The 25,537-nt window shown below is 67.3% G+C and carries 32 protein-coding genes; 21 read left to right on the top strand and 11 right to left on the bottom strand.

Annotation, left to right across the window (positions count from 1 at the left end):
- Positions 1-373 precede the first annotated feature (373 nt).
- Genes OHA98_RS42440 through OHA98_RS42430 form a run of 3 tightly spaced genes read left to right on the top strand, consistent with a single transcriptional unit; the run spans position 374 to position 1,974 of the window.
- Entirely contained in the window at positions 374-679 is a 306-nt protein-coding gene (locus OHA98_RS42440) for a hypothetical protein (RefSeq protein ID WP_266933759.1), read from the top strand.
- Positions 680-693: 14 nt separating this feature from the next.
- Entirely contained in the window at positions 694-1,239 is a 546-nt protein-coding gene (locus OHA98_RS42435) for a helix-turn-helix transcriptional regulator (RefSeq protein WP_266933755.1), read from the top strand.
- 57 nt (positions 1,240-1,296) lie between these two features.
- Positions 1,297-1,974: a hypothetical protein gene (locus tag OHA98_RS42430; RefSeq protein WP_266933757.1), complete on the top strand. Its 678-nt coding sequence runs from the start codon at positions 1,297-1,299 to the stop codon at positions 1,972-1,974.
- Positions 1,975-3,725: 1,751 nt separating this feature from the next.
- Here OHA98_RS42430 and OHA98_RS42425 read toward each other — a convergent pair.
- The 5 genes from OHA98_RS42425 to OHA98_RS42405 form a co-directional block, all read right to left on the bottom strand.
- Complete coding sequence (locus OHA98_RS42425) at positions 3,726-4,403, bottom strand: hypothetical protein (RefSeq protein ID WP_266933757.1); 678 nt, start codon at positions 4,401-4,403, stop codon at positions 3,726-3,728.
- Positions 4,404-4,460: 57 nt separating this feature from the next.
- A complete protein-coding gene (locus OHA98_RS42420) occupies positions 4,461-5,006 on the bottom strand; it encodes a helix-turn-helix transcriptional regulator (protein ID WP_266933755.1) in 546 nt (181 codons plus the stop codon).
- A 14-nt stretch (positions 5,007-5,020) separates the two neighbouring features.
- Positions 5,021-5,917, bottom strand: a complete 897-nt coding sequence (locus OHA98_RS42415; RefSeq protein WP_266933753.1) for a helix-turn-helix domain-containing protein — start codon at positions 5,915-5,917, stop codon at positions 5,021-5,023.
- A gap of 305 nt (positions 5,918-6,222) precedes the next feature.
- Positions 6,223-6,762 (bottom strand): GNAT family N-acetyltransferase, encoded by a 540-nt coding sequence (locus OHA98_RS42410; protein WP_266933752.1) that lies wholly within the window; start codon positions 6,760-6,762, stop codon positions 6,223-6,225.
- The gene (locus OHA98_RS42405; protein ID WP_266933750.1) at positions 6,759-7,547 is read right to left on the bottom strand and encodes a GntR family transcriptional regulator; all 789 of its coding nucleotides are present in this window, start codon (positions 7,545-7,547) and stop codon (positions 6,759-6,761) included. The genes OHA98_RS42410 and OHA98_RS42405 overlap by 4 nt, the downstream gene beginning before the upstream one ends.
- 689 nt (positions 7,548-8,236) lie before the next feature.
- Between OHA98_RS42405 and OHA98_RS42400 the strand changes: the two genes are divergently transcribed.
- The 13 genes from OHA98_RS42400 (at position 8,237) to OHA98_RS42340 (ending at position 17,173) form a co-directional block, all read left to right on the top strand.
- A complete protein-coding gene (locus OHA98_RS42400) occupies positions 8,237-8,869 on the top strand; it encodes a WhiB family transcriptional regulator (protein ID WP_266933748.1) in 633 nt (210 codons plus the stop codon).
- Positions 8,869-9,060 (top strand): hypothetical protein, encoded by a 192-nt coding sequence (locus OHA98_RS42395; protein ID WP_266933746.1) that lies wholly within the window; start codon positions 8,869-8,871, stop codon positions 9,058-9,060. Before OHA98_RS42400 ends, OHA98_RS42395 begins: the two co-directional genes overlap by 1 nt.
- A 30-nt stretch (positions 9,061-9,090) precedes the next feature.
- Positions 9,091-9,411, top strand: coding sequence for a hypothetical protein (locus tag OHA98_RS42390; protein ID WP_266933744.1), 321 nt, complete (start codon positions 9,091-9,093; stop codon positions 9,409-9,411).
- A gap of 109 nt (positions 9,412-9,520) precedes the next feature.
- Positions 9,521-9,724, top strand: coding sequence for a hypothetical protein (locus OHA98_RS42385; RefSeq protein WP_266933742.1), 204 nt, complete (start codon positions 9,521-9,523; stop codon positions 9,722-9,724).
- Positions 9,725-9,839: 115 nt separating this feature from the next.
- Positions 9,840-10,331, top strand: coding sequence for a hypothetical protein (locus tag OHA98_RS42380; RefSeq protein ID WP_266933740.1), 492 nt, complete (start codon positions 9,840-9,842; stop codon positions 10,329-10,331).
- Positions 10,331-12,526, top strand: coding sequence for a hypothetical protein (locus OHA98_RS42375; RefSeq protein WP_266933738.1), 2,196 nt, complete (start codon positions 10,331-10,333; stop codon positions 12,524-12,526). The genes OHA98_RS42380 and OHA98_RS42375 overlap by 1 nt, the downstream gene beginning before the upstream one ends.
- Positions 12,527-12,688: 162 nt before the next feature.
- Positions 12,689-14,149, top strand: coding sequence for a hypothetical protein (locus OHA98_RS42370; protein WP_266933736.1), 1,461 nt, complete (start codon positions 12,689-12,691; stop codon positions 14,147-14,149).
- A 15-nt stretch (positions 14,150-14,164) separates the two neighbouring features.
- A complete protein-coding gene (locus OHA98_RS42365; protein WP_266933734.1) occupies positions 14,165-14,332 on the top strand; it encodes a hypothetical protein in 168 nt (55 codons plus the stop codon).
- 130 nt (positions 14,333-14,462) lie between these two features.
- Positions 14,463-14,936, top strand: a complete 474-nt coding sequence (locus OHA98_RS42360) for a hypothetical protein (RefSeq protein ID WP_266933733.1) — start codon at positions 14,463-14,465, stop codon at positions 14,934-14,936.
- Positions 14,937-14,979: 43 nt separating this feature from the next.
- The gene (locus OHA98_RS42355; protein ID WP_266933761.1) at positions 14,980-15,363 is read left to right on the top strand and encodes an RRQRL motif-containing zinc-binding protein; all 384 of its coding nucleotides are present in this window, start codon (positions 14,980-14,982) and stop codon (positions 15,361-15,363) included.
- A 114-nt stretch (positions 15,364-15,477) separates the two neighbouring features.
- Entirely contained in the window at positions 15,478-16,056 is a 579-nt protein-coding gene (locus tag OHA98_RS42350) for a hypothetical protein (RefSeq protein ID WP_266933731.1), read from the top strand.
- A gap of 89 nt (positions 16,057-16,145) precedes the next feature.
- On the top strand, positions 16,146-16,631 hold the full coding sequence (locus tag OHA98_RS42345; protein WP_266933729.1) for a Pycsar system effector family protein: 486 nt from the start codon (positions 16,146-16,148) through the stop codon (positions 16,629-16,631).
- Positions 16,628-17,173: a hypothetical protein gene (locus OHA98_RS42340; RefSeq protein ID WP_266933728.1), complete on the top strand. Its 546-nt coding sequence runs from the start codon at positions 16,628-16,630 to the stop codon at positions 17,171-17,173. The genes OHA98_RS42345 and OHA98_RS42340 overlap by 4 nt, the downstream gene beginning before the upstream one ends.
- Positions 17,174-17,353: 180 nt before the next feature.
- Here the strand turns inward: OHA98_RS42340 and OHA98_RS42335 are convergent, their stop codons facing one another.
- Together OHA98_RS42335 and OHA98_RS42330 are read right to left on the bottom strand one after the other, a co-directional pair.
- Positions 17,354-18,169, bottom strand: coding sequence for a hypothetical protein (locus tag OHA98_RS42335; RefSeq protein WP_266933718.1), 816 nt, complete (start codon positions 18,167-18,169; stop codon positions 17,354-17,356).
- Positions 18,169-18,969 (bottom strand): ParA family protein, encoded by an 801-nt coding sequence (locus OHA98_RS42330; RefSeq protein WP_266933720.1) that lies wholly within the window; start codon positions 18,967-18,969, stop codon positions 18,169-18,171. Before OHA98_RS42330 ends, OHA98_RS42335 begins: the two co-directional genes overlap by 1 nt.
- Positions 18,970-19,107: 138 nt before the next feature.
- On the opposite strand from OHA98_RS42330, the gene OHA98_RS42325 reads away from it, so the two are divergent.
- Together OHA98_RS42325 and OHA98_RS42320 are read left to right on the top strand one after the other, a co-directional pair.
- Positions 19,108-19,335, top strand: coding sequence for a hypothetical protein (locus OHA98_RS42325; protein ID WP_266933722.1), 228 nt, complete (start codon positions 19,108-19,110; stop codon positions 19,333-19,335).
- Positions 19,336-19,425: 90 nt separating this feature from the next.
- Positions 19,426-19,596 carry a hypothetical protein gene (locus OHA98_RS42320; RefSeq protein WP_266933724.1) on the top strand — a complete coding sequence of 57 codons (171 nt, stop codon included), beginning with the start codon at positions 19,426-19,428 and terminating at the stop codon, positions 19,594-19,596.
- Positions 19,597-20,141: 545 nt separating this feature from the next.
- On the opposite strand, the gene OHA98_RS42315 is transcribed toward OHA98_RS42320, so the two are convergent.
- The gene (locus tag OHA98_RS42315) at positions 20,142-20,411 is read right to left on the bottom strand and encodes a hypothetical protein (protein WP_266933726.1); all 270 of its coding nucleotides are present in this window, start codon (positions 20,409-20,411) and stop codon (positions 20,142-20,144) included.
- A gap of 1,157 nt (positions 20,412-21,568) precedes the next feature.
- Here OHA98_RS42315 and OHA98_RS42310 point away from each other — a divergent pair.
- On the top strand, positions 21,569-21,838 hold the full coding sequence (locus tag OHA98_RS42310) for a hypothetical protein (protein WP_266933726.1): 270 nt from the start codon (positions 21,569-21,571) through the stop codon (positions 21,836-21,838).
- A gap of 545 nt (positions 21,839-22,383) precedes the next feature.
- Here the strand turns inward: OHA98_RS42310 and OHA98_RS42305 are convergent.
- Together OHA98_RS42305 and OHA98_RS42300 are read right to left on the bottom strand one after the other, a co-directional pair.
- Positions 22,384-22,554, bottom strand: coding sequence for a hypothetical protein (locus tag OHA98_RS42305; RefSeq protein ID WP_266933724.1), 171 nt, complete (start codon positions 22,552-22,554; stop codon positions 22,384-22,386).
- Positions 22,555-22,644: 90 nt separating this feature from the next.
- On the bottom strand, positions 22,645-22,872 hold the full coding sequence (locus OHA98_RS42300) for a hypothetical protein (protein WP_266933722.1): 228 nt from the start codon (positions 22,870-22,872) through the stop codon (positions 22,645-22,647).
- Positions 22,873-23,010: 138 nt separating this feature from the next.
- Here OHA98_RS42300 and OHA98_RS42295 point away from each other — a divergent pair, with 138 nt between their 5' ends.
- Positions 23,011-23,811, top strand: a complete 801-nt coding sequence (locus OHA98_RS42295) for a ParA family protein (protein ID WP_266933720.1) — start codon at positions 23,011-23,013, stop codon at positions 23,809-23,811.
- Positions 23,811-24,626, top strand: a complete 816-nt coding sequence (locus tag OHA98_RS42290) for a hypothetical protein (protein WP_266933718.1) — start codon at positions 23,811-23,813, stop codon at positions 24,624-24,626. The genes OHA98_RS42295 and OHA98_RS42290 overlap by 1 nt, the downstream gene beginning before the upstream one ends.
- Before the next feature lie 182 nt (positions 24,627-24,808).
- Here OHA98_RS42290 and OHA98_RS42285 read toward each other — a convergent pair whose 3' ends face one another.
- A complete protein-coding gene (locus tag OHA98_RS42285; protein WP_266933716.1) occupies positions 24,809-25,090 on the bottom strand; it encodes a hypothetical protein in 282 nt (93 codons plus the stop codon).
- Positions 25,091-25,537: the final 447 nt, after the last annotated feature.

Genomic DNA, 25,537 nt, shown 5'->3' with positions numbered 1-25,537 from the left:
ACTTACCTCGTGCCGCCGGACCGGCGAATGGCATGATCAGCGTCGCCGGCGGCCGTCACATCGGCAGAGGACATCCGGACCATCAACTCACTGTCACCCGCTTCCGGGCCTGCCGCCCTGTCGCCGGGCCTGCGGAATGCGCGGGCGGAGCTGTCCCCCGGCGCCGTCCGCACGGCCACCCGTTTCCAGCTCATCACCGCCGTGTACAGCCTGTTCTCCACGTGCCGACCGGTATCTGATCCTCTCCGGTCAAGTGGCGCCCGGCGCCTCGTGGGAAGAAGACGCAGCACGGGACGTGCTCGCCCGGATCCGGTGGTGGCAGGGAGGAGCCAGCGAAGAGCGGCAGCGCGCGGTATGGCGCATCCTTCGCCGGATGCGCAACGGCTGGCCCGCGCACGAGCTGGTCGCCCGTACCGACATCGAGCCCGCCCGCACGGTGGTCTCACGGCTCCGGCTCCTCGACAAGCTGCTGCCCGGATCCGACGAGCCGTACGTCATCCCAGCCCGCGAGGCCGCGACCGGCATCGCGGCCGGGCCGGTGTTCTGTGCCGCCGGGTGCGGCGCGCAGTTCCCGCACGTCGCTCAGGTCCGGCCCGGCACCGTCTGCCGGGACTGCCGCACCGAGACCGCCACCGCCCACTACGCCCAGGCCGCTGGGGCGTACGGCACCGACTTCTGACGGGGGACCACATCATGGGCAAGATCCTCGACGCGATACGTGCCCGGACCTGGACCCGGGCACTCCCGAAGAGCCCGAGCGCCCAACTCAACCTGGTGATGCGCGCGGAAAAGGGCAGCACCCGGGCGGTGGCTGCCCGGCTCGGCGTCTCCCAGCGGACCATCCAGCGCTGGGTCAAGGGCGAGCAGCAGCCATCGGCACGGATCGCCGGTCGCCTCCAGGAGGAGGCCGCCAAATCCCACCAGCCGCGCGTCACAGCACGCGCCCGGCGAGCAGCCGGCGCCGGAGGCATACGAGTGGAGACACGAGCCACCTTCGGTTTCCGTGCCGCCCCCGGAAGTACCGACGATGCCCGCCTGCGCCGTATCACCGACGACCTGCCGCGAGAGCTGGCCGGACGCCTGTGGGACGCAGCCGCGGCCGGTGACGAGTCCCAGTTGCAGCGCCTCGTAGGCGAAGGGCTCGGGCACGCCTACTTCCGCGATGGCGGACGCCGCGCGGACGGACTCGACGTCGAGCTGACCGACATCGACTACATCGACCTGGACTGGAATCAGTAGAGCAGCCGCGGCAGTCAAAGAGCGCGGCCTGAATCGGCGGACCTGCAAGATGGAGTCATGAGCGACGAGATAGCCCAGGACCCCTGGGCTCAGCGTGTGTACATGACCTGGCTGGCGAGAGATGCCCGCTACGCGCTGGAGGCATTGGAGAGGCTGATGACCCAGGCCCACCTCGATCCGATGCCTCCAGCGGCATGGTTCTACCTCGAAAGCTTCCTTGCCTTCACCGGCAAAGTCTCCAGGATGCTCCGGCCCGTCGAGCAGAAGAGCCATGGGCAGACCAACGAGGGCGTCCAGTGGCGGCTGAAGCGTGGCGCCTACCTGCGAAGCGTCCTTGGGATCGAGGACGCTTCGCCGTTGTGTGAGCGCGGTGTTCGCAACGCAAGCGAACACTTCGACGAGCGCCTGGATGAATGGGTCGTCCACCATCCCCGACCGACGCTCACTGATCTGGAATCCGGCACCGCGACGTTCCCCGCGCCTCCGATGCGGCTCATCAACGCACAGTCCTGGACCGTGGAGGTGGTCGACGTCGTGCTGGAACTGAAGCCCGTGGACCAGGAGCTCCGGCGGATCTTGGCCAGGATCGAGGAGCTTCAGCCACTGGCCGGGCTGCAGAATCCCGAAGCCGCGGCGATGCTGGGCAGCCTTTTCTCCGTTCCGCTCGTCTCGTTCAGTGCCCCGACGCAGCGCCCTGATGAAGACGTCACAGCAGGTGTGATGCCTGCCGAATGAGCACGGACTACCGATCCATTCCGCCCAAGGGCCCGTCCGTACGGACGGGCCCTTCCCTGTACGCCTGCACAGCAGCCTGAAAGCGGCACGGGCAGGGATTCCCACCGGCATCCACCCCCAGGCGCTCTCAACGGCCTTGACAGCCGCCCAGGGTGACGAGACGCCAGGCCGCGAACCCCCAGCGGGACCACAGGCGCCCACACACTCCGAAGTCCCGCCGCAGAGAGCCCGATTCACGGGCCGTCAGACCACCGCCCCCCAGCGGCAGCAGACTTACCGTCACCGCACACATGCAGTGATGCCCCCACCAGGCCACACGGCACCAGAGGCACGGCGGCACGGCCACCGGCATAGCGGCATCAACCACGTCAGTCACTCCCCGTGTTGTACGGTTCGCGTTTCCGCAGGTCAGACTGTAGATGCAATTTCCGTGCCGCATCACCCTCTGTCATAACCGCAGGTAGACGCCGAAGATGCAATTTCCGTGCCGCCAAGGCATACGTTCGATTCACCCTGTGGATAACCAGGTCACGAATGGAGCAATTCGGACACACGCCAGCACCGACCGGCACGAGAATTGCATCTACGGTGCACCCCTCCTGACCTGCGATGATGCCAATAGCCTGTGGATAACCAATTTGCCACATGCCGCCCAAAAACATGCGGTGACCTGCAACGATTTAGGCTTGAACCCCAAAACCGGCACGTCCATTGCATCTACCCTTAGTAGGTAGCAGTTGAGCGAGCGGAGTCGAGCGGCGCCGCCGGCCGCGAAGCGGTCCGGCCTCTCGGGCGAAGCCCGAAGGCGCTGTTTGTAGCAAGCGTAGCGCGCTACAAACGATTGTACTGCGCGCAGCGCAGTACAGACCCGCCCGCGGAGCGGGTCTGTACTGCGCTGCGCGCAGTACAATCGTTTGTAGCGCGCTACGCTTGCTACAAACAGCGCCTTCGGGCTTCGCCCGAGAGGCCGGACCGCTTCGCGGCCGGCGGCGCCGCTCGACTCCGCTCGCTCAACTGCTACCTACTAAGGGTAGATGCAATGGACGTGCCGGTTTTGGGGTTCAAGCCTAAATCGTTGCAGGTCACCGCATGTTTTTGGGCGGCATGTGGCAAATTGGTTATCCACAGGCTATTGGCATCATCGCAGGTCAGGAGGGGTGCACCGTAGATGCAATTCTCGTGCCGGTCGGTGCTGGCGTGTGTCCGAATTGCTCCATTCGTGACCTGGTTATCCACAGGGTGAATCGAACGTATGCCTTGGCGGCACGGAAATTGCATCTTCGGCGTCTACCTGCGGTTATGACAGAGGGTGATGCGGCACGGAAATTGCATCTACAGTCTGACCTGCGGAAACGCGAACCGTACAACACGGGGAGTGACTGACGTGGTTGATGCCGCTATGCCGGTGGCCGTGCCGCCGTGCCTCTGGTGCCGTGTGGCCTGGTGGGGGCATCACTGCATGTGTGCGGTGACGGTAAGTCTGCTGCCGCTGGGGGGCGGTGGTCTGACGGCCCGTGAATCGGGCTCTCTGCGGCGGGACTTCGGAGTGTGTGGGCGCCTGTGGTCCCGCTGGGGGTTCGCGGCCTGGCGTCTCGTCACCCTGGGCGGCTGTCAAGGCCGTTGAGAGCGCCTGGGGGTGGATGCCGGTGGGAATCCCTGCCCGTGCCGCTTTCAGGCTGCTGTGCAGGCGTACAGGGAAGGGCCCGTCCGTACGGACGGGCCCTTGGGCGGAATGGATCGGTAGTCCGTGCTCATTCGGCAGGCATCACACCTGCTGTGACGTCTTCATCAGGGCGCTGCGTCGGGGCACTGAACGAGACGAGCGGAACGGAGAAAAGGCTGCCCAGCATCGCCGCGGCTTCGGGATTCTGCAGCCCGGCCAGTGGCTGAAGCTCCTCGATCCTGGCCAAGATCCGCCGGAGCTCCTGGTCCACGGGCTTCAGTTCCAGCACGACGTCGACCACCTCCACGGTCCAGGACTGTGCGTTGATGAGCCGCATCGGAGGCGCGGGGAACGTCGCGGTGCCGGATTCCAGATCAGTGAGCGTCGGTCGGGGATGGTGGACGACCCATTCATCCAGGCGCTCGTCGAAGTGTTCGCTTGCGTTGCGAACACCGCGCTCACACAACGGCGAAGCGTCCTCGATCCCAAGGACGCTTCGCAGGTAGGCGCCACGCTTCAGCCGCCACTGGACGCCCTCGTTGGTCTGCCCATGGCTCTTCTGCTCGACGGGCCGGAGCATCCTGGAGACTTTGCCGGTGAAGGCAAGGAAGCTTTCGAGGTAGAACCATGCCGCTGGAGGCATCGGATCGAGGTGGGCCTGGGTCATCAGCCTCTCCAATGCCTCCAGCGCGTAGCGGGCATCTCTCGCCAGCCAGGTCATGTACACACGCTGAGCCCAGGGGTCCTGGGCTATCTCGTCGCTCATGACTCCATCTTGCAGGTCCGCCGATTCAGGCCGCGCTCTTTGACTGCCGCGGCTGCTCTACTGATTCCAGTCCAGGTCGATGTAGTCGATGTCGGTCAGCTCGACGTCGAGTCCGTCCGCGCGGCGTCCGCCATCGCGGAAGTAGGCGTGCCCGAGCCCTTCGCCTACGAGGCGCTGCAACTGGGACTCGTCACCGGCCGCGGCTGCGTCCCACAGGCGTCCGGCCAGCTCTCGCGGCAGGTCGTCGGTGATACGGCGCAGGCGGGCATCGTCGGTACTTCCGGGGGCGGCACGGAAACCGAAGGTGGCTCGTGTCTCCACTCGTATGCCTCCGGCGCCGGCTGCTCGCCGGGCGCGTGCTGTGACGCGCGGCTGGTGGGATTTGGCGGCCTCCTCCTGGAGGCGACCGGCGATCCGTGCCGATGGCTGCTGCTCGCCCTTGACCCAGCGCTGGATGGTCCGCTGGGAGACGCCGAGCCGGGCAGCCACCGCCCGGGTGCTGCCCTTTTCCGCGCGCATCACCAGGTTGAGTTGGGCGCTCGGGCTCTTCGGGAGTGCCCGGGTCCAGGTCCGGGCACGTATCGCGTCGAGGATCTTGCCCATGATGTGGTCCCCCGTCAGAAGTCGGTGCCGTACGCCCCAGCGGCCTGGGCGTAGTGGGCGGTGGCGGTCTCGGTGCGGCAGTCCCGGCAGACGGTGCCGGGCCGGACCTGAGCGACGTGCGGGAACTGCGCGCCGCACCCGGCGGCACAGAACACCGGCCCGGCCGCGATGCCGGTCGCGGCCTCGCGGGCTGGGATGACGTACGGCTCGTCGGATCCGGGCAGCAGCTTGTCGAGGAGCCGGAGCCGTGAGACCACCGTGCGGGCGGGCTCGATGTCGGTACGGGCGACCAGCTCGTGCGCGGGCCAGCCGTTGCGCATCCGGCGAAGGATGCGCCATACCGCGCGCTGCCGCTCTTCGCTGGCTCCTCCCTGCCACCACCGGATCCGGGCGAGCACGTCCCGTGCTGCGTCTTCTTCCCACGAGGCGCCGGGCGCCACTTGACCGGAGAGGATCAGATACCGGTCGGCGCTGCGGTCGACGTGCCCGGAGGGCCGGTGTACGGCGGTGACGGTGGCCCGGAGGAGACCAGCGTCGATGAGGTGGGCGCGGTGGGTGCTGGCCGTGCGGACGCTGCATCCGGCGCGCTCCGCGATTTCACGGAGACTCAGCTGTCCGCCCCACGCCGCGTCAGCTTCACGGGCCAGCACGACAAGGATGCGGCGACAGGTGCGGTCCGGGCAGGTGACAGTGAGGACCCAGTCCAACGGGGTCCAGATGTCCTCTGCCGGTGTGACGGCGGCCGGGGCGACGGTCATGCCCGGGACCGGCGTTCGCCGGTCGTCTTCGACCCGGCGGTGCTGCACGAGGTAGGAGATGTGAATGCGTAGCGCACGGTCCTTCAGCGCGACGGCGGCACTCAGCTGAGCGTTGCTCAGGCGCTCGGTCGCCGCGCTGAGCTGCGCGAACACTTTGACGCAGGATTTGCACTCATCAGGTGGGATCGGGGTGTGCTGGGTCACGGGACTGTCCCCTGATTAGGGGAGCCGTGATCCGGGTGTGACCAGGATGGGCCTCGGGTGGTGGCGCTTGGTAGGGCGCGCCGCGTACCCTTGGCGAAGGTGACCACGCGGATACGTGGGTATCACCCCGGCGAGGTCACCTCACCGGACAACGACTCAGGCGTGGGTATGGCCACTGCGAGTCGAATGGAGCCGCTTCCCTCCCTGCCAGGAGGGGGCGGCTCGTCCGCGTTACGGGGGGCGGGCGACGTGCGTCATGACGTCATCCTGTCAGGGACCACCAGGCCGTGAGACGAGGCTCGGGCCGGTCGTTGAGCAACCCAGCCAGAAACCACGTCCGGGTCAGGCGATGTACGGATGTGGACGAACCCCTGGCGACGGTAATAGGCGTGCAGACGCGGATTGGTCGTCCATGCATCGAGCCGCAGCCACTTGGCGCCCGCACGTGCTGCTTCGTCACCTGCCCAGTCGAGGATGCGCGCGCCCAAGCCAGTTCCTGCGTGCTCGCGATCGACCGTTAGCTTGTGCACGTAGCGGGCAGGCTGCGCACGCTCCGAGGCGGTCCAGAGCCGCTCGTCGGCATCCTCGTCAAGAGTGACTGTCGCCGCAGCATCACGCATGGGAGATTCCTTGATCATGAATACTTCCCCGGCGCGGATGCTGGCGAGAATGTGGTCAGCAGGGAAAGGCTTCGACCACTGATCGATCCCCTGCGCTCCGAGCCACACGGATGTGTCCTTGCGGAATTTGAGCAGCCGCGGCAGATCTGCTTCTTCGGCAGGGGTGATGATCATTCGGCACCCCAGTCGGAGCGGGGGCGCTCCTCGAAGTCTCGCGGATCCTTGACACGCTCGTACACGATTACGTGTCGGTCGCCTGGCACCACGTTGATGGTGACCTGGACCGGCGAGTCGTCTGCGGCGTACGTGGTGACCACGTGCTCCGCAACGGGCGTGCCTGGGCCCAGTTGTAGACGTCGTACCTCGTCGGGCGTCGGCATCCGCACGTAGATCTCGTCCAAGGCTCTGACGAGTTCTTTCCCCAGCTCGGCTAGGACCTGGTTGGTTCCCCGGGCAACGTCGCTAGGAGTCATCCACTCGCTGCCCTCAACCAGGGAGAGCGGCGCATAGGAGTCGTTGATGTTGTACGCCTCCCCATCGAGGCGGCGCGTGCGGCGACGCACGGCAACCAGCTCGTCCTTGAGCTGTAGGCGTGTCCTGACCGTGATGTTGGGCTCCACGATCGACACCTCGATGTCCTGGGCTGGACGGCGCTCGTCCCCTTCGGCTGCCAGGAGGTCTGTGTAGATGTCCACTTCGGGCGGCCGGCGCCGAAACTCGCTTTGCGGCCGGTAGACCAGCGGCCTGATCTCTCGTACGAAGTATCCCTTGGGGCGCTGAGGGACGATCAAGCCTTCGTTTACCAAGAGAGATAGGCCCTGCCGGACGGTAGATCGGGCACTGGTGCCGTACTTCTCGCGTAGGTCCGCTTCGGTCGGCAGCCTGCTGCCCGGCGGCAGGGTGCCATCGGAGATCTGCTCGCGCAGGTCGTCAGCGATGCGCTGGTAGATCGGCTTCATAGGTCATATGTACCCCCCTCACCCCCATATTGTCCAGTCAATGCGAACTGTTCGCGCGTTCGCTTGACGGGTGGCACCCCGGGGTGTCAGCATCATCACGTCGGAACGCATTGTCTGGTCAATGCGCATCAACTGCTTGATGCGTAGCGGCTGGTCATTCACGTCCGCTGCGCCCGGAGGGACCCGGTGAAACGGGCTCGAAGGAAGCGTCCGTTGTTTGAGAACTCCACAGTGCATCCATCACCGAAGTCCGGCCGTGACTACATCGCGGCCGGGGTGGTGGAGAACCGTCGCGAGACGCCATTACCACTGGTGGTGGCAGTCCACGCGGAGACCGCCGGGCGCAGCGTCAGCTGTGACTGACGGTCTGCGGAGGGTGGACACCCTCGCGACGCAAAAGAACGACGCGGCAAACCTTCACCGCCCATATCCCGTCCGGACGGATCTCCCGGACGGCTCGCGGTCCGCGTCTCACGAGATCTGGCACCCGGAACTGGGAAACCGAGTACCGCGCCAACACCCACTTCGTAGCCCTGGGCTACCCGTGGCCGCCGTCCGCACCTCGCGTGCTGGACGGCGACACGCGGGGGGCCACCAGGGCCCCAACACGAAGGACCCCCGGGGTTGCCTCCCCAAGGGCCCTTCTTCGCAGGTCACCCTCCATCGAAGGGCACCCACGCATGAACAGGATGACATCCACTCAGGCCCGGCACACGCGTCGGGCCGTGCTCCAGTCCGTGGTCGATGCCGGCGCCCGCTGCGCCAGCTCGGACCTTGAGATGTGGTTCCGCGGCGACGACGAGCCGGACGCCGACTGGCAGACCCGCCGCACCGCCGCGCAGCGTGTTTGCATCGGCTGCCCGGTCCGGGCCGCGTGCGAAGAACTCGCGCTCCGCTCCGGCGATGGCGAGGCTGACGTGGACGAGCTGGTACGCGCCGGGCTGACCGGGCCCGAGCTTGCTGCCGTCCGCGTCGACCAGGCCGTGCGCCTGGCCGTCGCTGTCGACCGCGACCGCGACACCGAGGGCCGACTCCTCGAGGATCTGTCCGTCGAGTTGCAGACCCAGGCCGGGCGGTCGCCCGACACCGACCAGCGGCGGCACGAGCAGCACCTCCGGCTCCGCGCCCTTTCCGCGAGCATCCGTCGGATCCGCACCGCCCGCCGTGCGCGGACCGGATGGGGGACCACCGGCCTTCGCGCCGGGATCGCCGACGACATGACCCAGGACGACGACGCCCGGGGGCCGGAGCGGGACGAGACCGACCAGTACAACCGGGTCGTTCCGCTCCGGCGGCCGGTGCGGTCGGCCAGCGCCGCCTGATGGCGACGTCGACGCTCTACCAGCGCTACCTCCGGGCCGCTGGCCTCTGGAAAGCACACTGCGCGGCCTGCCCGGTCTGCCGGGCCTGGGTCCGCACCAAGGGCGGCGCTTGCTGCACCGGCGGCGCCCCGCTCTACCAGAAGCTCGCGGTCCTTCAGGACGCCTACAACCGCCAGCTGCGCACCCGCTGACCCCCCAACACCACTGCGAGGAGCACAGAGATGACGCTCACCCTCGACCAGTTCCGCGACCAGCATGGCGACCCGATCGTCTGGTGTGCTGCCGACATCGACAGTTACATCGTGCTCGGCGAGATCACCCCGCCCCCGCCGACGCTCTACAGCTACGCGGAGATGCAGGTCCTCGCCGCCGACCACCTGTGGTCGGCAGGGAACCAGCAGGCCGTGGCCGACCGGCTGGCCGCCGCCGGGCACGACATCGCGGCCGGGATCTGGACGCGCGGCGCCCGGGAGTCCCGGGAGCTCGCGGCTGCCGCCCGCTTCGGCTGGCCGCATTACGAGGCGGTCCTCAACGGCTGGTGATCCGGTCTGACGGTTGCCTGATCCGCGAAGCGCCCCCGCCGGCATCGGCGAGGGGCGCTTCGCGGTGAAGGGGAGCCGGACAGCCCGGCCTTCCACCCTGGAGGTCCCTGTGATCAGCGTGCCGCTTTTCATCCTCGCCGGGATCGCGACCGTCGTGTGCTGGCGGTTGTCCGATGCCCGGGTGATTCACCTGCTGTGTGCCCTGGTGTGCGGCTACGCGCTCGCCACCTCGCCGATCTCAGGCGCGATCGACGCGTTCGGCGACGGCCTGGGCAAGGCCGTTCAGTCGGCGAGCAGCGACGCCGCCAGCTGACGACGGATCCGGCGGTTGCCTGATCCGCCCGCACCGGCCCCGGCCGGGACGGGCGGTGAAGGGGAGCCGCACAGCTCCGCTCGCCCCTTCCCCCCTTTCGAGAGGACGTCCAACCGTGGGTACTCCTACTCCCCTTGGTTCCGGTCCCGCCAGCTCGCCGTCGCCCTCCAGCGGCGGCGGTGGTGGTGGCACCACCAACCTCGCCAAGCTGGTCATGCAGCTGGAGAAGATCGAGATCCGGAACGATCGGGATCTCTACCAGTACGCCCGCCTGACCCGCGCCATCGGCCTGGAGCTGTCCATGCGGATGATGATGGACGCCGACTGGGTGTCCGCGCTGCTGGGCCAGTACAAGGGCAAGTGGTACACGTTCGGCGCGCAGTCCAAGATCCGGGCCAAGCTCGTCGGCGCGCACCTGCGTGCCGGTGCCTCTGCGGCGCGGGTGGTCGGTCTGTCCGGCGTGAAGATGTACGCGAGCTTCCAGAAGCACTTCGTGAAGCCCGAGATCGAGGCGCAGAACAAGAAGGTCAAGCCCAAGAACGAGGGCTTCATCATCGGTGACAAGCCGTACCGATCGGCTGGTCCCGAGGGCCGGAGCGCAGCCTGATGGCGCGCCGGGACAAGGCGTTCGGCCGGGGTCTGCGGTCGCGTCGCAAGGACTCCTTCGCTGCGGAGGAGGGCACCGAGGGATCCGGGCTGTTGACCTACGGCGGTCCGTGGGGCGTCGTGCTGGGCGGCGGTGCGGTGGTGGAGGGGCTGCACCTGGCCGTCGCGGGGAATCCGGCGATGGCCAGCTTCACTTCGCTGGCGCTGGCCGGGACCGGCTTCGCGCTCACCCAGTTCATGGCCAAGCTGGACGTGCGGGCGAAGGTCGACCGCGAGACCCGGCTGATGCACACCGTCAACTGCGGTGTCGTGGCGGCAGGCGTGACGCTGGGCACGGTGGTCGGTCTGGAGTCGGCCGCGACGGCCGGGGCCTGGGCGACCGCCGGTACCGGGATGGCGCTCGCCAACAACCTCTGGTCGAAGTTCGGGACCAAGGGCAAGGAGACGAAGGCCGGCGGGAAGTGGGCCAAGCTCGAGGACGCGATCGGGCTCGCCAAACACGAGTTGAAGAACCCGGTGTCCAACGGCAAGGGCACGGTCACCGCGACCGTGGAGGGCACGGACGGTGCCACAGCGGAGGAACTCGCCCGCCGCATCCCCGCCCTGGCGTCCGCACTCAAGGTCGGCAAGGGCCGCATCACACACACCGTGGACGAGGACGACTCGTCCGTCGTGTCGCTGCGGGTGCAGGTAGCCGATCTCCTGAAGGAGGGCTTCCCCTGGCGGGGGCCCTCCAACTTCGGCGCGTCCTTCGGGGACTCGCCGATCCGCATCGGCCGCTACGAGGACGGCGAGGACCTGGTCCTCAACATCCCCGGGCAGCTGCGCGACCCGCAGGGCCTGAAGAACGGCAACGTTGAGCACGGCATCGCGATGGGCGTGAACGGCGCGGGCAAGACGGTCGGCAACGCGCTGATCATCACCGAGACGGCCACCCGCACCGAGGCGTCCGTCATCGCCATCGACTGCGCGAAGTTCGACCAGGACTTCGGCGCGGTGCGGCACGGGATCGCCATGTGCATCAAGGACAAGGGGACCGCCCGCCGGTTCTTCAAGATCCTGGCCTCCGTCATCGAGGCCCGTACCGACTACCTGGCCGCCAAGGGCCTGCCGTACTGGAAGCCGGGCTGCGGCCTCAACTTCCTGGTCGTCATCGGCGAGGAAGCCGCGGACTACGCCGCCGACAACGAGGCGTACCAGAAGATCCTGCGCACCGCGCGTGCCGCCGGGATCTGGATCGAGACCAGCCTCCAGCGGGCGACGCACAACAACATGGACACCGACTCGCGGGCCAACTCGCCCGCTGGCCTGTGCTACGGCCTGCGGGACGGCTCGGACGCGCAGTACTGCCTGCCGGACGAGGCGATCGAGGCCGGGGCCTGGCCCCAGTGGGGCAACCGCAAGCCGGGCTACCTGTACGTGGCGGGCCTCGGGATCGCGGAGGACCGCTGGCACATCACCGCCCGCACCGAGAACGCGTCGAAGGCCGACCTGGCGGCAGCCATCACCGCGGCCGTCGACGTCCGCACCCCGATGGACGAGGTCACCGCGAAGGCGCTGGGCGAGCTGTACACCCAGCGCCTCACCTACGACACCCCGCTGCTGCCGGCACCGGACGAAGACGACCTGGGCGCGCCCGCCCCTGCGGCGGCGCCCGCCCAGGCGCCGGTCCCCGCCGCCCGGCAGCAGCCGGTCGAGCAGTACGCGGAGCCGGTTCTCTCGCCAGACCCCCCGGAGATCGAGGAGATGGACGACGTGGACGAGGAGACCATGGCCCGCGAGGTGGAAGACCTGACCGAGATGATGAAGCTCGTCCTGGACGAGGACCCCGAACCGGGCGAGTACCAGGGGCTGCGCCTGGAGGACGAGATCGAGGCGCCCGAGGACACCCCGGTCCTGAGCCTGGACTTCGCCGTGGACGACGCGGAGCGCCTCACCTCCGCGCAGGGGCGCGACGCCCTGTACGCCCGCCTCGACGAATGGGTGCGCAGTGGCAAATTCTCGTTTGCTCCGCGCGAAGTGACCGACCTGCTCATGCGGATCGACCTGGGCGACACGAAGCGCTGGTTCTACCGCGAGCGGGACCGCCTGATCGAGGCGGGCGTCATCTCCGAGGACGAGACCGAGGAGGGCTTCGGCCAGTACGACATCCTCCGCTCCCCGCTCTCCGACCCCGGAAATGTCAACGAAGAGTGACCGCCGGGTGGTGCGCACGGTGCGCAGTGACGCGCACCGTGCGCACCCGTCCCCGCCCCAGGTAGGGGCCCCGCATTCTTCCGCGCACCGTCCGATGCGCACCACTTTGTCCTCTGCGCACGGTGCGGTCCGCACCCCCTGCGCACCTTACGGAAGGTAGCCATGACGAGCACTGCGACCGAGCGCCGGCCGAAGACCGGACCGCCTGGCACACCCGCTCACGCCACCAAGCAGGACCGCGACACGGCCACGGAGGCGATCGGCAAGCTCAAGCAGGTCGGCGACCTCGTCACCAAGGCGCTCCTCGCCCTCGGTGGCGGCGCACTGATCTTCACGTGTGTGAATGTGACCCGCTTCGCGATGACACACGACATTCCCTGGTACGTCGCCTGGATGCTCGACCCGCTCGCCTCCCTCGCCCTGATCACCGTGCTCTACGTCGACGGCGTCCTCGCCGAACAGGGCGGATACAAGGCCGGGGGCTGGCCCTTCCTGCTCCGCTGGACAGCAGGACTGAGCACCTGGGTCATGAACTGCTGGACCAGCCTCTACCCGGACGGCCACTTCCACCTCGTCCCCCAGAAGCCGGACGCGGGCGGCATCCTGCTCCACTCCATCGCCCCGGTGCTGCTGATCCTGCTCTCCGAGGCCGCGTCCGGCTACCGCAAGTACGTCGCGGGCCGCCTCGCGCACCACCAGGCCGTCATCGACATCTACGAGGGACGCCTCCTCGCGGACCGCGAACGCGAGGCAGCGGCCAAGCGCGACCGCGAGAACGAAGAACGCGAGACGAAGAACGCGAGGGAACGCGAGGAACGCGACCGCGACCGCGAGCGCGAAGAACGCGAGATCGCGAAGGCCGAACGCGAGGCGAAAATCGAGGCCGAACGCGAAGAACGCGAGCACGCCGCCCGGCTGGAACGCGAGCGGCGCGAGACAGAAATCGAGCTGGCCGACCGGGCCAGCCGCGCAGAAATCGAGCGAGCCCGCGACACGGCCCGGCTGGAGCGCGAGAAGGAAGAACGCGAGGCGCTCCGCGCCAAACGCGAGGCCGAACTCGAAGCCGACCGGCTGCGCGTCCAGGCCGCCTTGGACCAGGAGGACCGCGACCGGGAAGCCACGCGCCAAGCCGACATCATCCGGGCGGAAGCCGAGGCCAAAGCCCTGCTGGAGAAGGCGGAAGCCGAAACCCGCGCCCTGGAAGAAGCCGAGAAACTCAAGCGCCAGCAGGTACTGGAGCGGGCCGCGAAGCGCGACCAGCGCGCCTCGGAGAACAGTGGTCGCCGCGCCTCGATTACTTCCGGCCGCACCTCGGGAAACGGCTCGAAGAATGGGGCGGCGCTCGTCGCGGTCGGCTCGGAAAGTGAGGGCCGGGTGCCTCGCGAAGTGCGCGAGAAGCAGCGCGACGAAGCCGAGCGCTACGTCGCGAAGTGCCTCCTGAACGGCGTGACCCCCGACCTGGAAGGCCTCGCAAACCACTACGGCAAGGGCGAGACCTGGACCGGCGACCGCGCCCGCAGCGCACGCCGCCGCCTCGAAGAAGAGGACGGATTCGAGACCTCGGTGATCGCCGCAGCCCTCGAGGCATTCGCCACCGACGACACCGACACCAACGCCGCCTGACCGAGGGAGAACCCGTTGCTCCGCAACCAGCCCGAACCCGAACCGGCCCCGGACATCACGTTCGACTTCGTCAGCACCGGCGGATTCACCATCGACACCGTGCCGCCGCGCGAGACGGAACCGATGGTCTTCCCGCACCCGCAAGGAGAGACCGCCACCCGCTTCGCCGCACTTACCGACTGAGCTTCGACGGCTCCGCTCGCCCCCGAGATGAGGCAAACACCTCGGGGACGGGCGAAGAGGCCGAAGCCTCCCGGGCGAATCTCACGCCAATGATCACCACCCGGCTCCCCAACAGAGGAGAGACCTCATCATGCCGTCTTACGGCGACCAGACCCAGCCCACCTACTACCCGGCCCCGCACCCGCCCCAGTACGGGCAGCACGTCGTCCCGCTCCCCCAGGGCACGGTCGTCTACCCGCCGGCCGCCGGGATCGACGGCGTCGTCACCATGCCCGGCCCCCACGGGCAGCCCATCGCCTACTACACGCCGCCTCCCGCACCCGCCCCGCCGGTCCCGGTCTCCCCGCTCCTCATCAAGGCGGCGCTCGGCGCGGTCATCCTCGCCGGTGCCGCGATCGCCCTCTACTTCATCGGCCAGTTCGTCCTCGCCCTGGCGGCGTTCCTCAAGGCGCTGGCGATCCTCGCCGTCGTCCTGGTGGGCGGCGTCGTCGTCCTCAAGATCCTCGGCTCCGGTGGCGGGGGCCGCACCCGCATCCACGTCAACGCCCGCGGCCGTGCGAAGGTCCGGATCCACACCGGCCGGGGTGGCCGTGGCCGCCGCTGACCCCACACACCCACTTGACGAACCCGTCGTCCAGGACGTCGAGATGTACGGCCGGACCGGATCGATCCCCACCTACCCGTGGCGCCAGGCACCCCGCGGACTCGCCACCCGCCGCCAGCTCCGCGACATGCGATTACGCCCCGGCGGCCAGGACCCCGTCGCACAGATCGAATGCCGGTCCGGCACCCGCAGGGCCTGGCTGTACGACGTCGAAAAGGCCCTGCCCGTCCGGCCGATGACCCTGGCCAAAGAGCTGGCCCTCGACCGGGCGATGGCCCGCCGGCAGACCTGCCCCTCCTGCCGCCGCCGCTACCACTACTGCCTCCCGCTCCGGTCCCTCGGCACCTGCCTGGAATGCCACGACGGCACCCCGGCCGACCCCGGCAGCTACACGGCCACGCCGTACGAGCAGCTGGCCGCCGCATGAACCGCGCACCGCATCTGACGGCTGCCTGATCCACCCGTACCGCCGTGCGCGGCCCGGGTGGTGACGGGGAGCTGGACAGCCCGGCCCCGACCCCGACCCCGAAAGCGAGTACCGGTGAGCGACACCCACGAGCCCGGCCCCGAGGTCCCCCCGCTCCACACCATTCCCGACGCACAGCGCGTACCGCGGCCCCGCCGCCCCGCACCGCCCCGGCTGCCGCAGCCGGTCAACACCCTCGACGACCTTCCGCCCGGCGCGATCGTCGGCATCGTCCTGGTCGGCATCCTCGCCCTGGTCGCCGCCGTCAACTGGGTCATCCCCGACACGATCGGCTGGTCCCGTAACCAGGACTGGACCTGGGCGACCCAGTGGGCCGACACCATCACCGACCCCGTCCGCACCTACCTGGGCGCCCACACCGCTGGTCTCCCGATCACCGCCACCACGCTCTACGTCATCTGGCAGGCCGTGGGACTGGGCAGCCTGATCGGCGCCTGGATCTCCACCGGAGTCGGCCCCCGCCTCACCTGGATCGCCCACGGCACGGCCACCGCCGCGATGGTGTGGGACGCCTCCCCCACCGCCGGCCGCACCATCGCCACCGGCCTCGCCGTCATCGCCTGGACCATCTGCTCCACCCTCGCGATGCGCGGCATCTCGCTGCGACCCGTGGTGCACCTGCACCGGTCCTGACGGCTGCCTGATCCACCCGTACCGCCCCACGGCGGCCCGGGTGGTGACGGGGAGCCGGACAGCCCGGCCCGGACACCCCAGGAGCACCCATGACCACCACACCCGCACCCGCACCGGCAGCGACCGAAGCGACCGACCGGACCCTTGAACGCGCCTGCACCGCGGTCGCCGGTGAGATCGCCCGCACCGACAGCAAGGCCAGCCTCTTATTGGCGTTCACCGGCGCGGCCCTCGCCGGTCTGGCCAGCATCGCCGACAAGGACCTCCCCCTGATCAGTCAGCTCTTCGGGGGCGCCGCAGTCGCGGCCCTCGCAGCCGCCGCTGTCCTCCTGCTCCTGGTCGTGCGGCCCAACCTCGGCGGCAGCCGCCGCGTCGTGCGCGAGGGCTTCCCCCTCTGGGCGCGGCTGGACGAGGACTCGCTGCGGACCGCGCTGAGCGAGGACACACGTATCACCCGGATTCAGACGCTCTCGATCGTCGCGGTCAGCAAGTACCAGCGCCTGGCCCGCGCAGTCGACGTCATCCTCACCGCCCTCGCCCTACTGGCCGTCGCCGCGATCGGAGCACTGGTATGAAGGTCCGCACACACCACCTCATCGGCAGCCGCAGCCTCAAGCACACCGTCACCGCGACCGCACCCGCCGCCGCCCGGGTCGTCCACGACCACTTCGGACGCCGCCCGCTGGCCACCCCCGAGATCATCCTCACCACCCCGCGCGGCCTCGCCCAACTCGCCCACACCACCCAGGCCGACGCCGCCAACATCCCCTACGAGAAGCGCACCGCCGTCGAACTCTCCCTCACCGCGAAGCCCCGCCAGCTGTACGAGGCCACGGTGATCGCCCCGAAAGAGGGAGTCCTGGTACTTCTCAACGCCCGCAAGCTCCGCAGCAGCCGGGACGTCGCCCTGACCCTCGTCCACGCCTTCGTCCACGTCGACCAGCTCAACCGCAAAGGCAGCCGGGCCCTACGGATCAGGCATCTCCAGCACGAATTCCACGTCCAGGCACTCCACCCCTCCCAGGTCCGCGAATTCGCCCGACTCCTCAAAGAGGAGGAAGCCGAAGCGCAGCACCTCGAGGGACGACTCGTCGACCAGATGCAGCGCGCAGCCTGAGACCAGGAGAAATTCATCAGCCACCAGATGCACCACGAAGCGGCCCTCGCCGCCCGGAATCCATCCGGGCGGCGAGGGCCGCTTTGTGTTTCTGGCGGGCATATCCTGTCGCTCCAAGTGTCCCGGCCGGGACACTTGGAGCGACGGAAGTGTCCCGGCCGGGACACTTGGAGCGGTCCGTCAGCTCGACTGCGGCTGCTCGGTGTCTTTCAGGTGCTCCAGCTCCGCGAGGATGTCGCGTGCCAAAAGGCGGGCGAATTCGGGATCGGACCGTACTGCGGTGCGCACCGACTCGCGGTCATAGCGGCCAGCCTGGAAGCGGACCACAGGGGGGTGCGTGCTCTTGGACTTGCCGGGCTGGCGATCGTCGTCGTCCGTCTCTTCCGCGATGGTCAGTTCCAGTGAGTCGCGGGCCTTGAGTAGCGTCTTGCGGTCCGTGGCACCCATCTTCGTCGCCGCTTCCCATACTCTTCGGCAGCGTGCCGCGTCGTGCTGGCGCAGCACCGGAGCCAGGATGTCCACCTGTTCCGTCGTCAGCTGCCCAGGATTGAGCGAGCGGAGGGCGTCTGAGACCGGCTCTTCGTTGACCATGCGATAGGACTGGCTCTTCGAGATGCCTACGCGACGGCACCACGGATTGAAGCCGCGGAATGCCTTGTCGGTTGCCGGGTCCACCTTGGTCTGCCAGGACTTGGTCCGGTACGCGAGGCGTACGGCGGGGCCGGCATAGCGGAACAGCGTCTCGCTGCCGTAGTGCTCTATGGCCTTCTGGACCGTGAGGGCTGCGTCGATGCGCAGCTCGCACGCCTGGATGATGTCGGCTGGGTCTGCGGTGTCGTCCGGAAGATCAGCATTCAGCGTTGTACGGATCTGCTGGGGCAGCTGGAAGAGGAGCTTGTCCGGCTCGGGGACCGACGTCTTCTTCTCGGGTTGCTTCGACGGGCCCTGTAGCGTGCTGCGGTTGCCGACGTCCTGGGCTCCAACGTTCAGTGCCATTACGCCTTCACCTCATCCTTCGGCGCCTTCTGCTTCGGGGTCTTCCTGGCCAACTGCGCGCGGAGCGCCACCAGCTCGTCATGAAGCCGGTCAGTGCTGTGGAGGGACAGCTCGTTGGCCAGGGCCATGAAGTCCAAGCGAGCCTGCAATGCCACCTGGTTGGTCTTGTACTGCGTGCAGACCTGCCCGTTGGCCGACGCGTTCGTGTGGATGCGGTAGCGCCGGATCACCGTCTGGGCGACCGGCCAGTCGTTGTCAGCACAGAAGTTCCGGGTGTCATCGACATAGACCTCACCCTCCTGGGGCGGCCAGTTGTTGATGACCACGGTGAAGTCCTTGCCGTACGGCTTGAGCACCAGCTCGATCGTGCGCCATGTGGCGTTGAAGGACTGCGGTTCCGTGAGCATCGGCACGATGACATGAGTGGCCTGATCGAGGATCGCGCGGAGCATGTCACCCAGCGGCTCTTCCGACAGCGGGTCCATGCCAGCCTCCACCTGCTCCGGCTTCAGCGGGATGAAGCCGGGAGTGTCGACGTACACGTACCGGTACGGCCAGTCCTTGAGGTCGTTGATCGCCTCCATGTCATGGGCGATGTTGATGACGTCGAAGGGCTGGTCGGCCATACGGTTCGCCCACCACAGGGCATCCGACTGGGGGTCCCAGACGGCCACCGCCACTTGAGCGTCACCGTTCTCGTCACGGCCGTATGCCTGGGCGTTTATGGCGGCGAGGTTCATTCCGACGAGGGTCTTACCGACCCCGCCCTTCTGGGCGAACTGAACGCGGACTTCAGCCACGTCGCTCCTTCCGTTTGTTTCCCCGCTCGCCGAAGCGCTCGGGTACTGCGGAGTGCCACCCGCATGGGTTCACCGCTCATCGGGAGCAGCTACTGCAGGCGACGAGGACACTCTGTCACGCGGTCCCCACGATGCTTAATGCGACAAGCCGACCAACGGATACTGGCCCGGGACTGGCGGCTGACTCCGTCCGCGGTGCGTGATGTTGCTGCGGCGGCCAGTGCGGGGGGTGCTGAATCTTTCACGACTGCTTCGCCCGTGCGGTTCTTCACCCTCTCTATTCCAGATGGAATTAAAGGGATCTGGAACATTTCTTCTCCTGAAAAAATGATTGATATTCCGAACGAGTGCAAGTTGCGTGGCTAACCCGGGTTTCCTTCAGAGTCTGGTTCGGTGCGGCGAACGCACCGTTACCGCCTGCCTGTTGGCAGGCCTGATCCGACAAGGGGGGACTCCATGTCCACGCTCGCCCTGCTCGTCCTGCTGCTCCTGGTCCTCGTCGTCCTGCTCGTCCTGGCCGCCCTGGCGTATGTGAGTTTCCGTCACCCTCGTATGGCGACGCCGCTGATCGTCGCGGGGACGTTCGCCGCTGTGATGGTGGCCGTTGTGGCCCTGATTGCCGGTTGACCCCGTGACAGGGATCGGCAGCCTCGTACTCACGGCTGCCGGCCTCTGGCTCGCCCGCCGATGACCGGGTAAGCCTCTCCGAGGGGCTTACCCGGCTGCGCCCCTGCTTGCCCGGTCAAGTTGGGCAAGCAGGGGCGCAGTATGCGTTCAGGGCCCTTCCTGGAGCGCTCGTTGGGTTGCACCGGAGGGTGGCTGCACAGTTGTCTGCATAGGCGCACCGGGAGTTGTACCGGAGGTACTGCCGGAGGTGTGCACCCCCTTTTCGGCAGTCTGCTCGTTTCCGCAGGCCAGAGCACCTGGGCAAGCCGGTCAAGCTCGCCGACACCTCTTTCCACGCGATAGCCGTGGGAGAGAGGTTGGATCAGTGTCCGGAGCAGCGGCGGGGGTGTGTTCGCTCTGGCCGGAGTTGCCGCGTACGGCACCGGCTGCGGGTGGCGCCGTCTGGCCCTGCGGGAGCGCTGTGCGACCCTGTGAGCGCCTCAACGGCTGGGCGGCACTCCTGGGGTGACCTACGGCCGTTGAGGCGCTCACAGGCGCCCGTCAGCTCATTCGGTGGGTGAGATGTGTTCGATGACTTCCAGGACCTTGACGTGGTTGTTCGGGATGATGTGGGCGCCGTCGATGTCCTGGGAGGTCCACCACTGGGTTCCGACGGGGCGGCCAGCGATGCCCCACTGGATGAGGATGAGTTCCTGGCCCGTGGTGAAGTGCCGCTGGACGTCCGGGTCGACGGCTCCCGCGGTGTAGTCGAGAGTGATCCTGACGCGGGCCCGCGTGTGCCAGTAGCGCTGAGCGATCACGGTTTCCTGCTGCATGGTGGCTTCCTCCTGCGGTCGGTCTGGGGTCTCTCCCCCCGGTACAACGCCCCGGCATCTGACAGGAGCCGGGAGAGCGCTGAGCCGTACAAATCTGAGGCTGGTGTGACTGGTGTGGCACCACTGCGTCTGTATTCGAGGAAATCATTCAATTCATCAAGAATCATCGTCTTCGGCAAGTTCATCAACTTTTTCATCGAGAAGATCAGCGCTTCCATCAAGAGGATTCGTGCACGGGAATTTCTGATGGCACCTCAAGTACTTTCCCAGATCTGATCGTTCGGCCCGGTCTGGGGCATCACCTCATTCCGCCAACTCAACATGTGCATTTTCCCGCGATACAGACCCCCTCCTCGTAGCCAGCCGCCCGCGAAGCGGGCCCTTGGCCCTGGAGGCGGAGCCGCAAGGGCTGTGGTGGGGAGCGAAGCGGACCCGCCCTCGCTCACGGAGCGTGGGCCTGGAACGGCCCCGCCCTGACGCGAAGCGCAAGGGCCTCCCCCCGCGACGGGGGGTGTGCGGTGAGCGAAGCGAACCGCCTTCTCTTGCACAGCGCGCAGCGCTGTGGGACCGCCCCGCGGCCGCGGGCGGGTCCCACAGCGCTGCGCGCTGTGCAAGAGAAGGCGGTTCGCTTCGCTCACCGCACACCCCGCTTCGCGGGGTGAGGCCCTTGCGCTTCGCTTCAGGGCTGGGCCGTTCCAGGCCCACGCTCCGTGAGCGAGGGCGGGTCCGCTTCGCTCCCCCACCACAGCCCTTGCGGCTCCGCCTCCAGGGCCAAGGGCCCGCTTCGCGGGCGGCTGGCTACGAGGAGGGGGTCTGTATCGCGGGAAAATGCACATGTTGAGTTGGCGGAATGAGGTGATGCCCCAGACCGGGCCGAACGATCAGATCTGGGAAAGTACTTGAGGTGCCATCAGAAATTCCCGTGCACGAATCCTCTTGATGGAAGCGCTGATCTTCTCGATGAAAAAGTTGATGAACTTGCCGAAGACGATGATTCTTGATGAATTGAATGATTTCCTCGAATACAGACGCAGTGGTGCCACACCAGTCACACCAGCCTCAGATTTGTACGGCTCAGCGCTCTCCCGGCTCCTGTCAGATGCCGGGGCGTTGTACCGGGGGGAGAGACCCCAGACCGACCGCAGGAGGAAGCCACCATGCAGCAGGAAACCGTGATCGCTCAGCGCTACTGGCACACGCGGGCCCGCGTCAGGATCACTCTCGACTACACCGCGGGAGCCGTCGACCCGGACGTCCAGCGGCACTTCACCACGGGCCAGGAACTCATCCTCATCCAGTGGGGCATCGCTGGCCGCCCCGTCGGAACCCAGTGGTGGACCTCCCAGGACATCGACGGCGCCCACATCATCCCGAACAACCACGTCAAGGTCCTGGAAGTCATCGAACACATCTCACCCACCGAATGAGCTGACGGGCGCCTGTGAGCGCCTCAACGGCCGTAGGTCACCCCAGGAGTGCCGCCCAGCCGTTGAGGCGCTCACAGGGTCGCACAGCGCTCCCGCAGGGCCAGACGGCGCCACCCGCAGCCGGTGCCGTACGCGGCAACTCCGGCCAGAGCGAACACACCCCCGCCGCTGCTCCGGACACTGATCCAACCTCTCTCCCACGGCTATCGCGTGGAAAGAGGTGTCGGCGAGCTTGACCGGCTTGCCCAGGTGCTCTGGCCTGCGGAAACGAGCAGACTGCCGAAAAGGGGGTGCACACCTCCGGCAGTACCTCCGGTACAACTCCCGGTGCGCCTATGCAGACAACTGTGCAGCCACCCTCCGGTGCAACCCAACGAGCGCTCCAGGAAGGGCCCTGAACGCATACTGCGCCCCTGCTTGCCCAACTTGACCGGGCAAGCAGGGGCGCAGCCGGGTAAGCCCCTCGGAGAGGCTTACCCGGTCATCGGCGGGCGAGCCAGAGGCCGGCAGCCGTGAGTACGAGGCTGCCGATCCCTGTCACGGGGTCAACCGGCAATCAGGGCCACAACGGCCACCATCACAGCGGCGAACGTCCCCGCGACGATCAGCGGCGTCGCCATACGAGGGTGACGGAAACTCACATACGCCAGGGCGGCCAGGACGAGCAGGACGACGAGGACCAGGAGCAGCAGGACGAGCAGGGCGAGCGTGGACATGGAGTCCCCCCTTGTCGGATCAGGCCTGCCAACAGGCAGGCGGTAACGGTGCGTTCGCCGCACCGAACCAGACTCTGAAGGAAACCCGGGTTAGCCACGCAACTTGCACTCGTTCGGAATATCAATCATTTTTTCAGGAGAAGAAATGTTCCAGATCCCTTTAATTCCATCTGGAATAGAGAGGGTGAAGAACCGCACGGGCGAAGCAGTCGTGAAAGATTCAGCACCCCCCGCACTGGCCGCCGCAGCAACATCACGCACCGCGGACGGAGTCAGCCGCCAGTCCCGGGCCAGTATCCGTTGGTCGGCTTGTCGCATTAAGCATCGTGGGGACCGCGTGACAGAGTGTCCTCGTCGCCTGCAGTAGCTGCTCCCGATGAGCGGTGAACCCATGCGGGTGGCACTCCGCAGTACCCGAGCGCTTCGGCGAGCGGGGAAACAAACGGAAGGAGCGACGTGGCTGAAGTCCGCGTTCAGTTCGCCCAGAAGGGCGGGGTCGGTAAGACCCTCGTCGGAATGAACCTCGCCGCCATAAACGCCCAGGCATACGGCCGTGACGAGAACGGTGACGCTCAAGTGGCGGTGGCCGTCTGGGACCCCCAGTCGGATGCCCTGTGGTGGGCGAACCGTATGGCCGACCAGCCCTTCGACGTCATCAACATCGCCCATGACATGGAGGCGATCAACGACCTCAAGGACTGGCCGTACCGGTACGTGTACGTCGACACTCCCGGCTTCATCCCGCTGAAGCCGGAGCAGGTGGAGGCTGGCATGGACCCGCTGTCGGAAGAGCCGCTGGGTGACATGCTCCGCGCGATCCTCGATCAGGCCACTCATGTCATCGTGCCGATGCTCACGGAACCGCAGTCCTTCAACGCCACATGGCGCACGATCGAGCTGGTGCTCAAGCCGTACGGCAAGGACTTCACCGTGGTCATCAACAACTGGCCGCCCCAGGAGGGTGAGGTCTATGTCGATGACACCCGGAACTTCTGTGCTGACAACGACTGGCCGGTCGCCCAGACGGTGATCCGGCGCTACCGCATCCACACGAACGCGTCGGCCAACGGGCAGGTCTGCACGCAGTACAAGACCAACCAGGTGGCATTGCAGGCTCGCTTGGACTTCATGGCCCTGGCCAACGAGCTGTCCCTCCACAGCACTGACCGGCTTCATGACGAGCTGGTGGCGCTCCGCGCGCAGTTGGCCAGGAAGACCCCGAAGCAGAAGGCGCCGAAGGATGAGGTGAAGGCGTAATGGCACTGAACGTTGGAGCCCAGGACGTCGGCAACCGCAGCACGCTACAGGGCCCGTCGAAGCAACCCGAGAAGAAGACGTCGGTCCCCGAGCCGGACAAGCTCCTCTTCCAGCTGCCCCAGCAGATCCGTACAACGCTGAATGCTGATCTTCCGGACGACACCGCAGACCCAGCCGACATCATCCAGGCGTGCGAGCTGCGCATCGACGCAGCCCTCACGGTCCAGAAGGCCATAGAGCACTACGGCAGCGAGACGCTGTTCCGCTATGCCGGCCCCGCCGTACGCCTCGCGTACCGGACCAAGTCCTGGCAGACCAAGGTGGACCCGGCAACCGACAAGGCATTCCGCGGCTTCAATCCGTGGTGCCGTCGCGTAGGCATCTCGAAGAGCCAGTCCTATCGCATGGTCAACGAAGAGCCGGTCTCAGACGCCCTCCGCTCGCTCAATCCTGGGCAGCTGACGACGGAACAGGTGGACATCCTGGCTCCGGTGCTGCGCCAGCACGACGCGGCACGCTGCCGAAGAGTATGGGAAGCGGCGACGAAGATGGGTGCCACGGACCGCAAGACGCTACTCAAGGCCCGCGACTCACTGGAACTGACCATCGCGGAAGAGACGGACGACGACGATCGCCAGCCCGGCAAGTCCAAGAGCACGCACCCCCCTGTGGTCCGCTTCCAGGCTGGCCGCTATGACCGCGAGTCGGTGCGCACCGCAGTACGGTCCGATCCCGAATTCGCCCGCCTTTTGGCACGCGACATCCTCGCGGAGCTGGAGCACCTGAAAGACACCGAGCAGCCGCAGTCGAGCTGACGGACCGCTCCAAGTGTCCCGGCCGGGACACTTCCGTCGCTCCAAGTGTCCCGGCCGGGACACTTGGAGCGACAGGATATGCCCGCCAGAAACACAAAAAGCGGCCCTCGCCGCCCGGATGGATTCCGGGCGGCGAGGGCCGCTTCGTGGTGCATCTGGTGGCTGATGAATTTCTCCTGGTCTCAGGCTGCGCGCTGCATCTGGTCGACGAGTCGTCCCTCGAGGTGCTGCGCTTCGGCTTCCTCCTCTTTGAGGAGTCGGGCGAATTCGCGGACCTGGGAGGGGTGGAGTGCCTGGACGTGGAATTCGTGCTGGAGATGCCTGATCCGTAGGGCCCGGCTGCCTTTGCGGTTGAGCTGGTCGACGTGGACGAAGGCGTGGACGAGGGTCAGGGCGACGTCCCGGCTGCTGCGGAGCTTGCGGGCGTTGAGAAGTACCAGGACTCCCTCTTTCGGGGCGATCACCGTGGCCTCGTACAGCTGGCGGGGCTTCGCGGTGAGGGAGAGTTCGACGGCGGTGCGCTTCTCGTAGGGGATGTTGGCGGCGTCGGCCTGGTATGGGCGAGTTGGGCGGGCCTGGGATGATCAGGGTGAGCACCGGCGGGCATCGAAGTGGTCGTGGACAGGTGTTGTCGTCGTCGCGGCCCTGCCGATGGTCAGGCTGTGCAGACGCCTTTTCCCGAATCGCGGCGACGAAGACCGTGTTCGCGGGCCGGCGCAGTGACCACTGACGATCAGCCGGTGTCGTCGCGCCGATCACGAAGTCCTCCGGCCGCCAGCCCCTCGCCACGGCTACGGCGGCTACCGCGGTCGACCCGCACAACCGAACGGAAGGGTCCAGCGGCAACTGCGAAGACGACTGCAACGCCCCCGAAGCTGACTGATCGGGGGAGGTCCTTGTCAGCGATGCCT

This window comes from Streptomyces sp. NBC_00654 (assembly GCF_026341775.1).
Classification (GTDB): Bacteria; Actinomycetota; Actinomycetes; order Streptomycetales; family Streptomycetaceae; genus Streptomyces.
The sequence above is the reverse complement of the archived record's forward strand: the minus strand, read 5'-3'. Positions and strand labels throughout refer to the sequence as shown.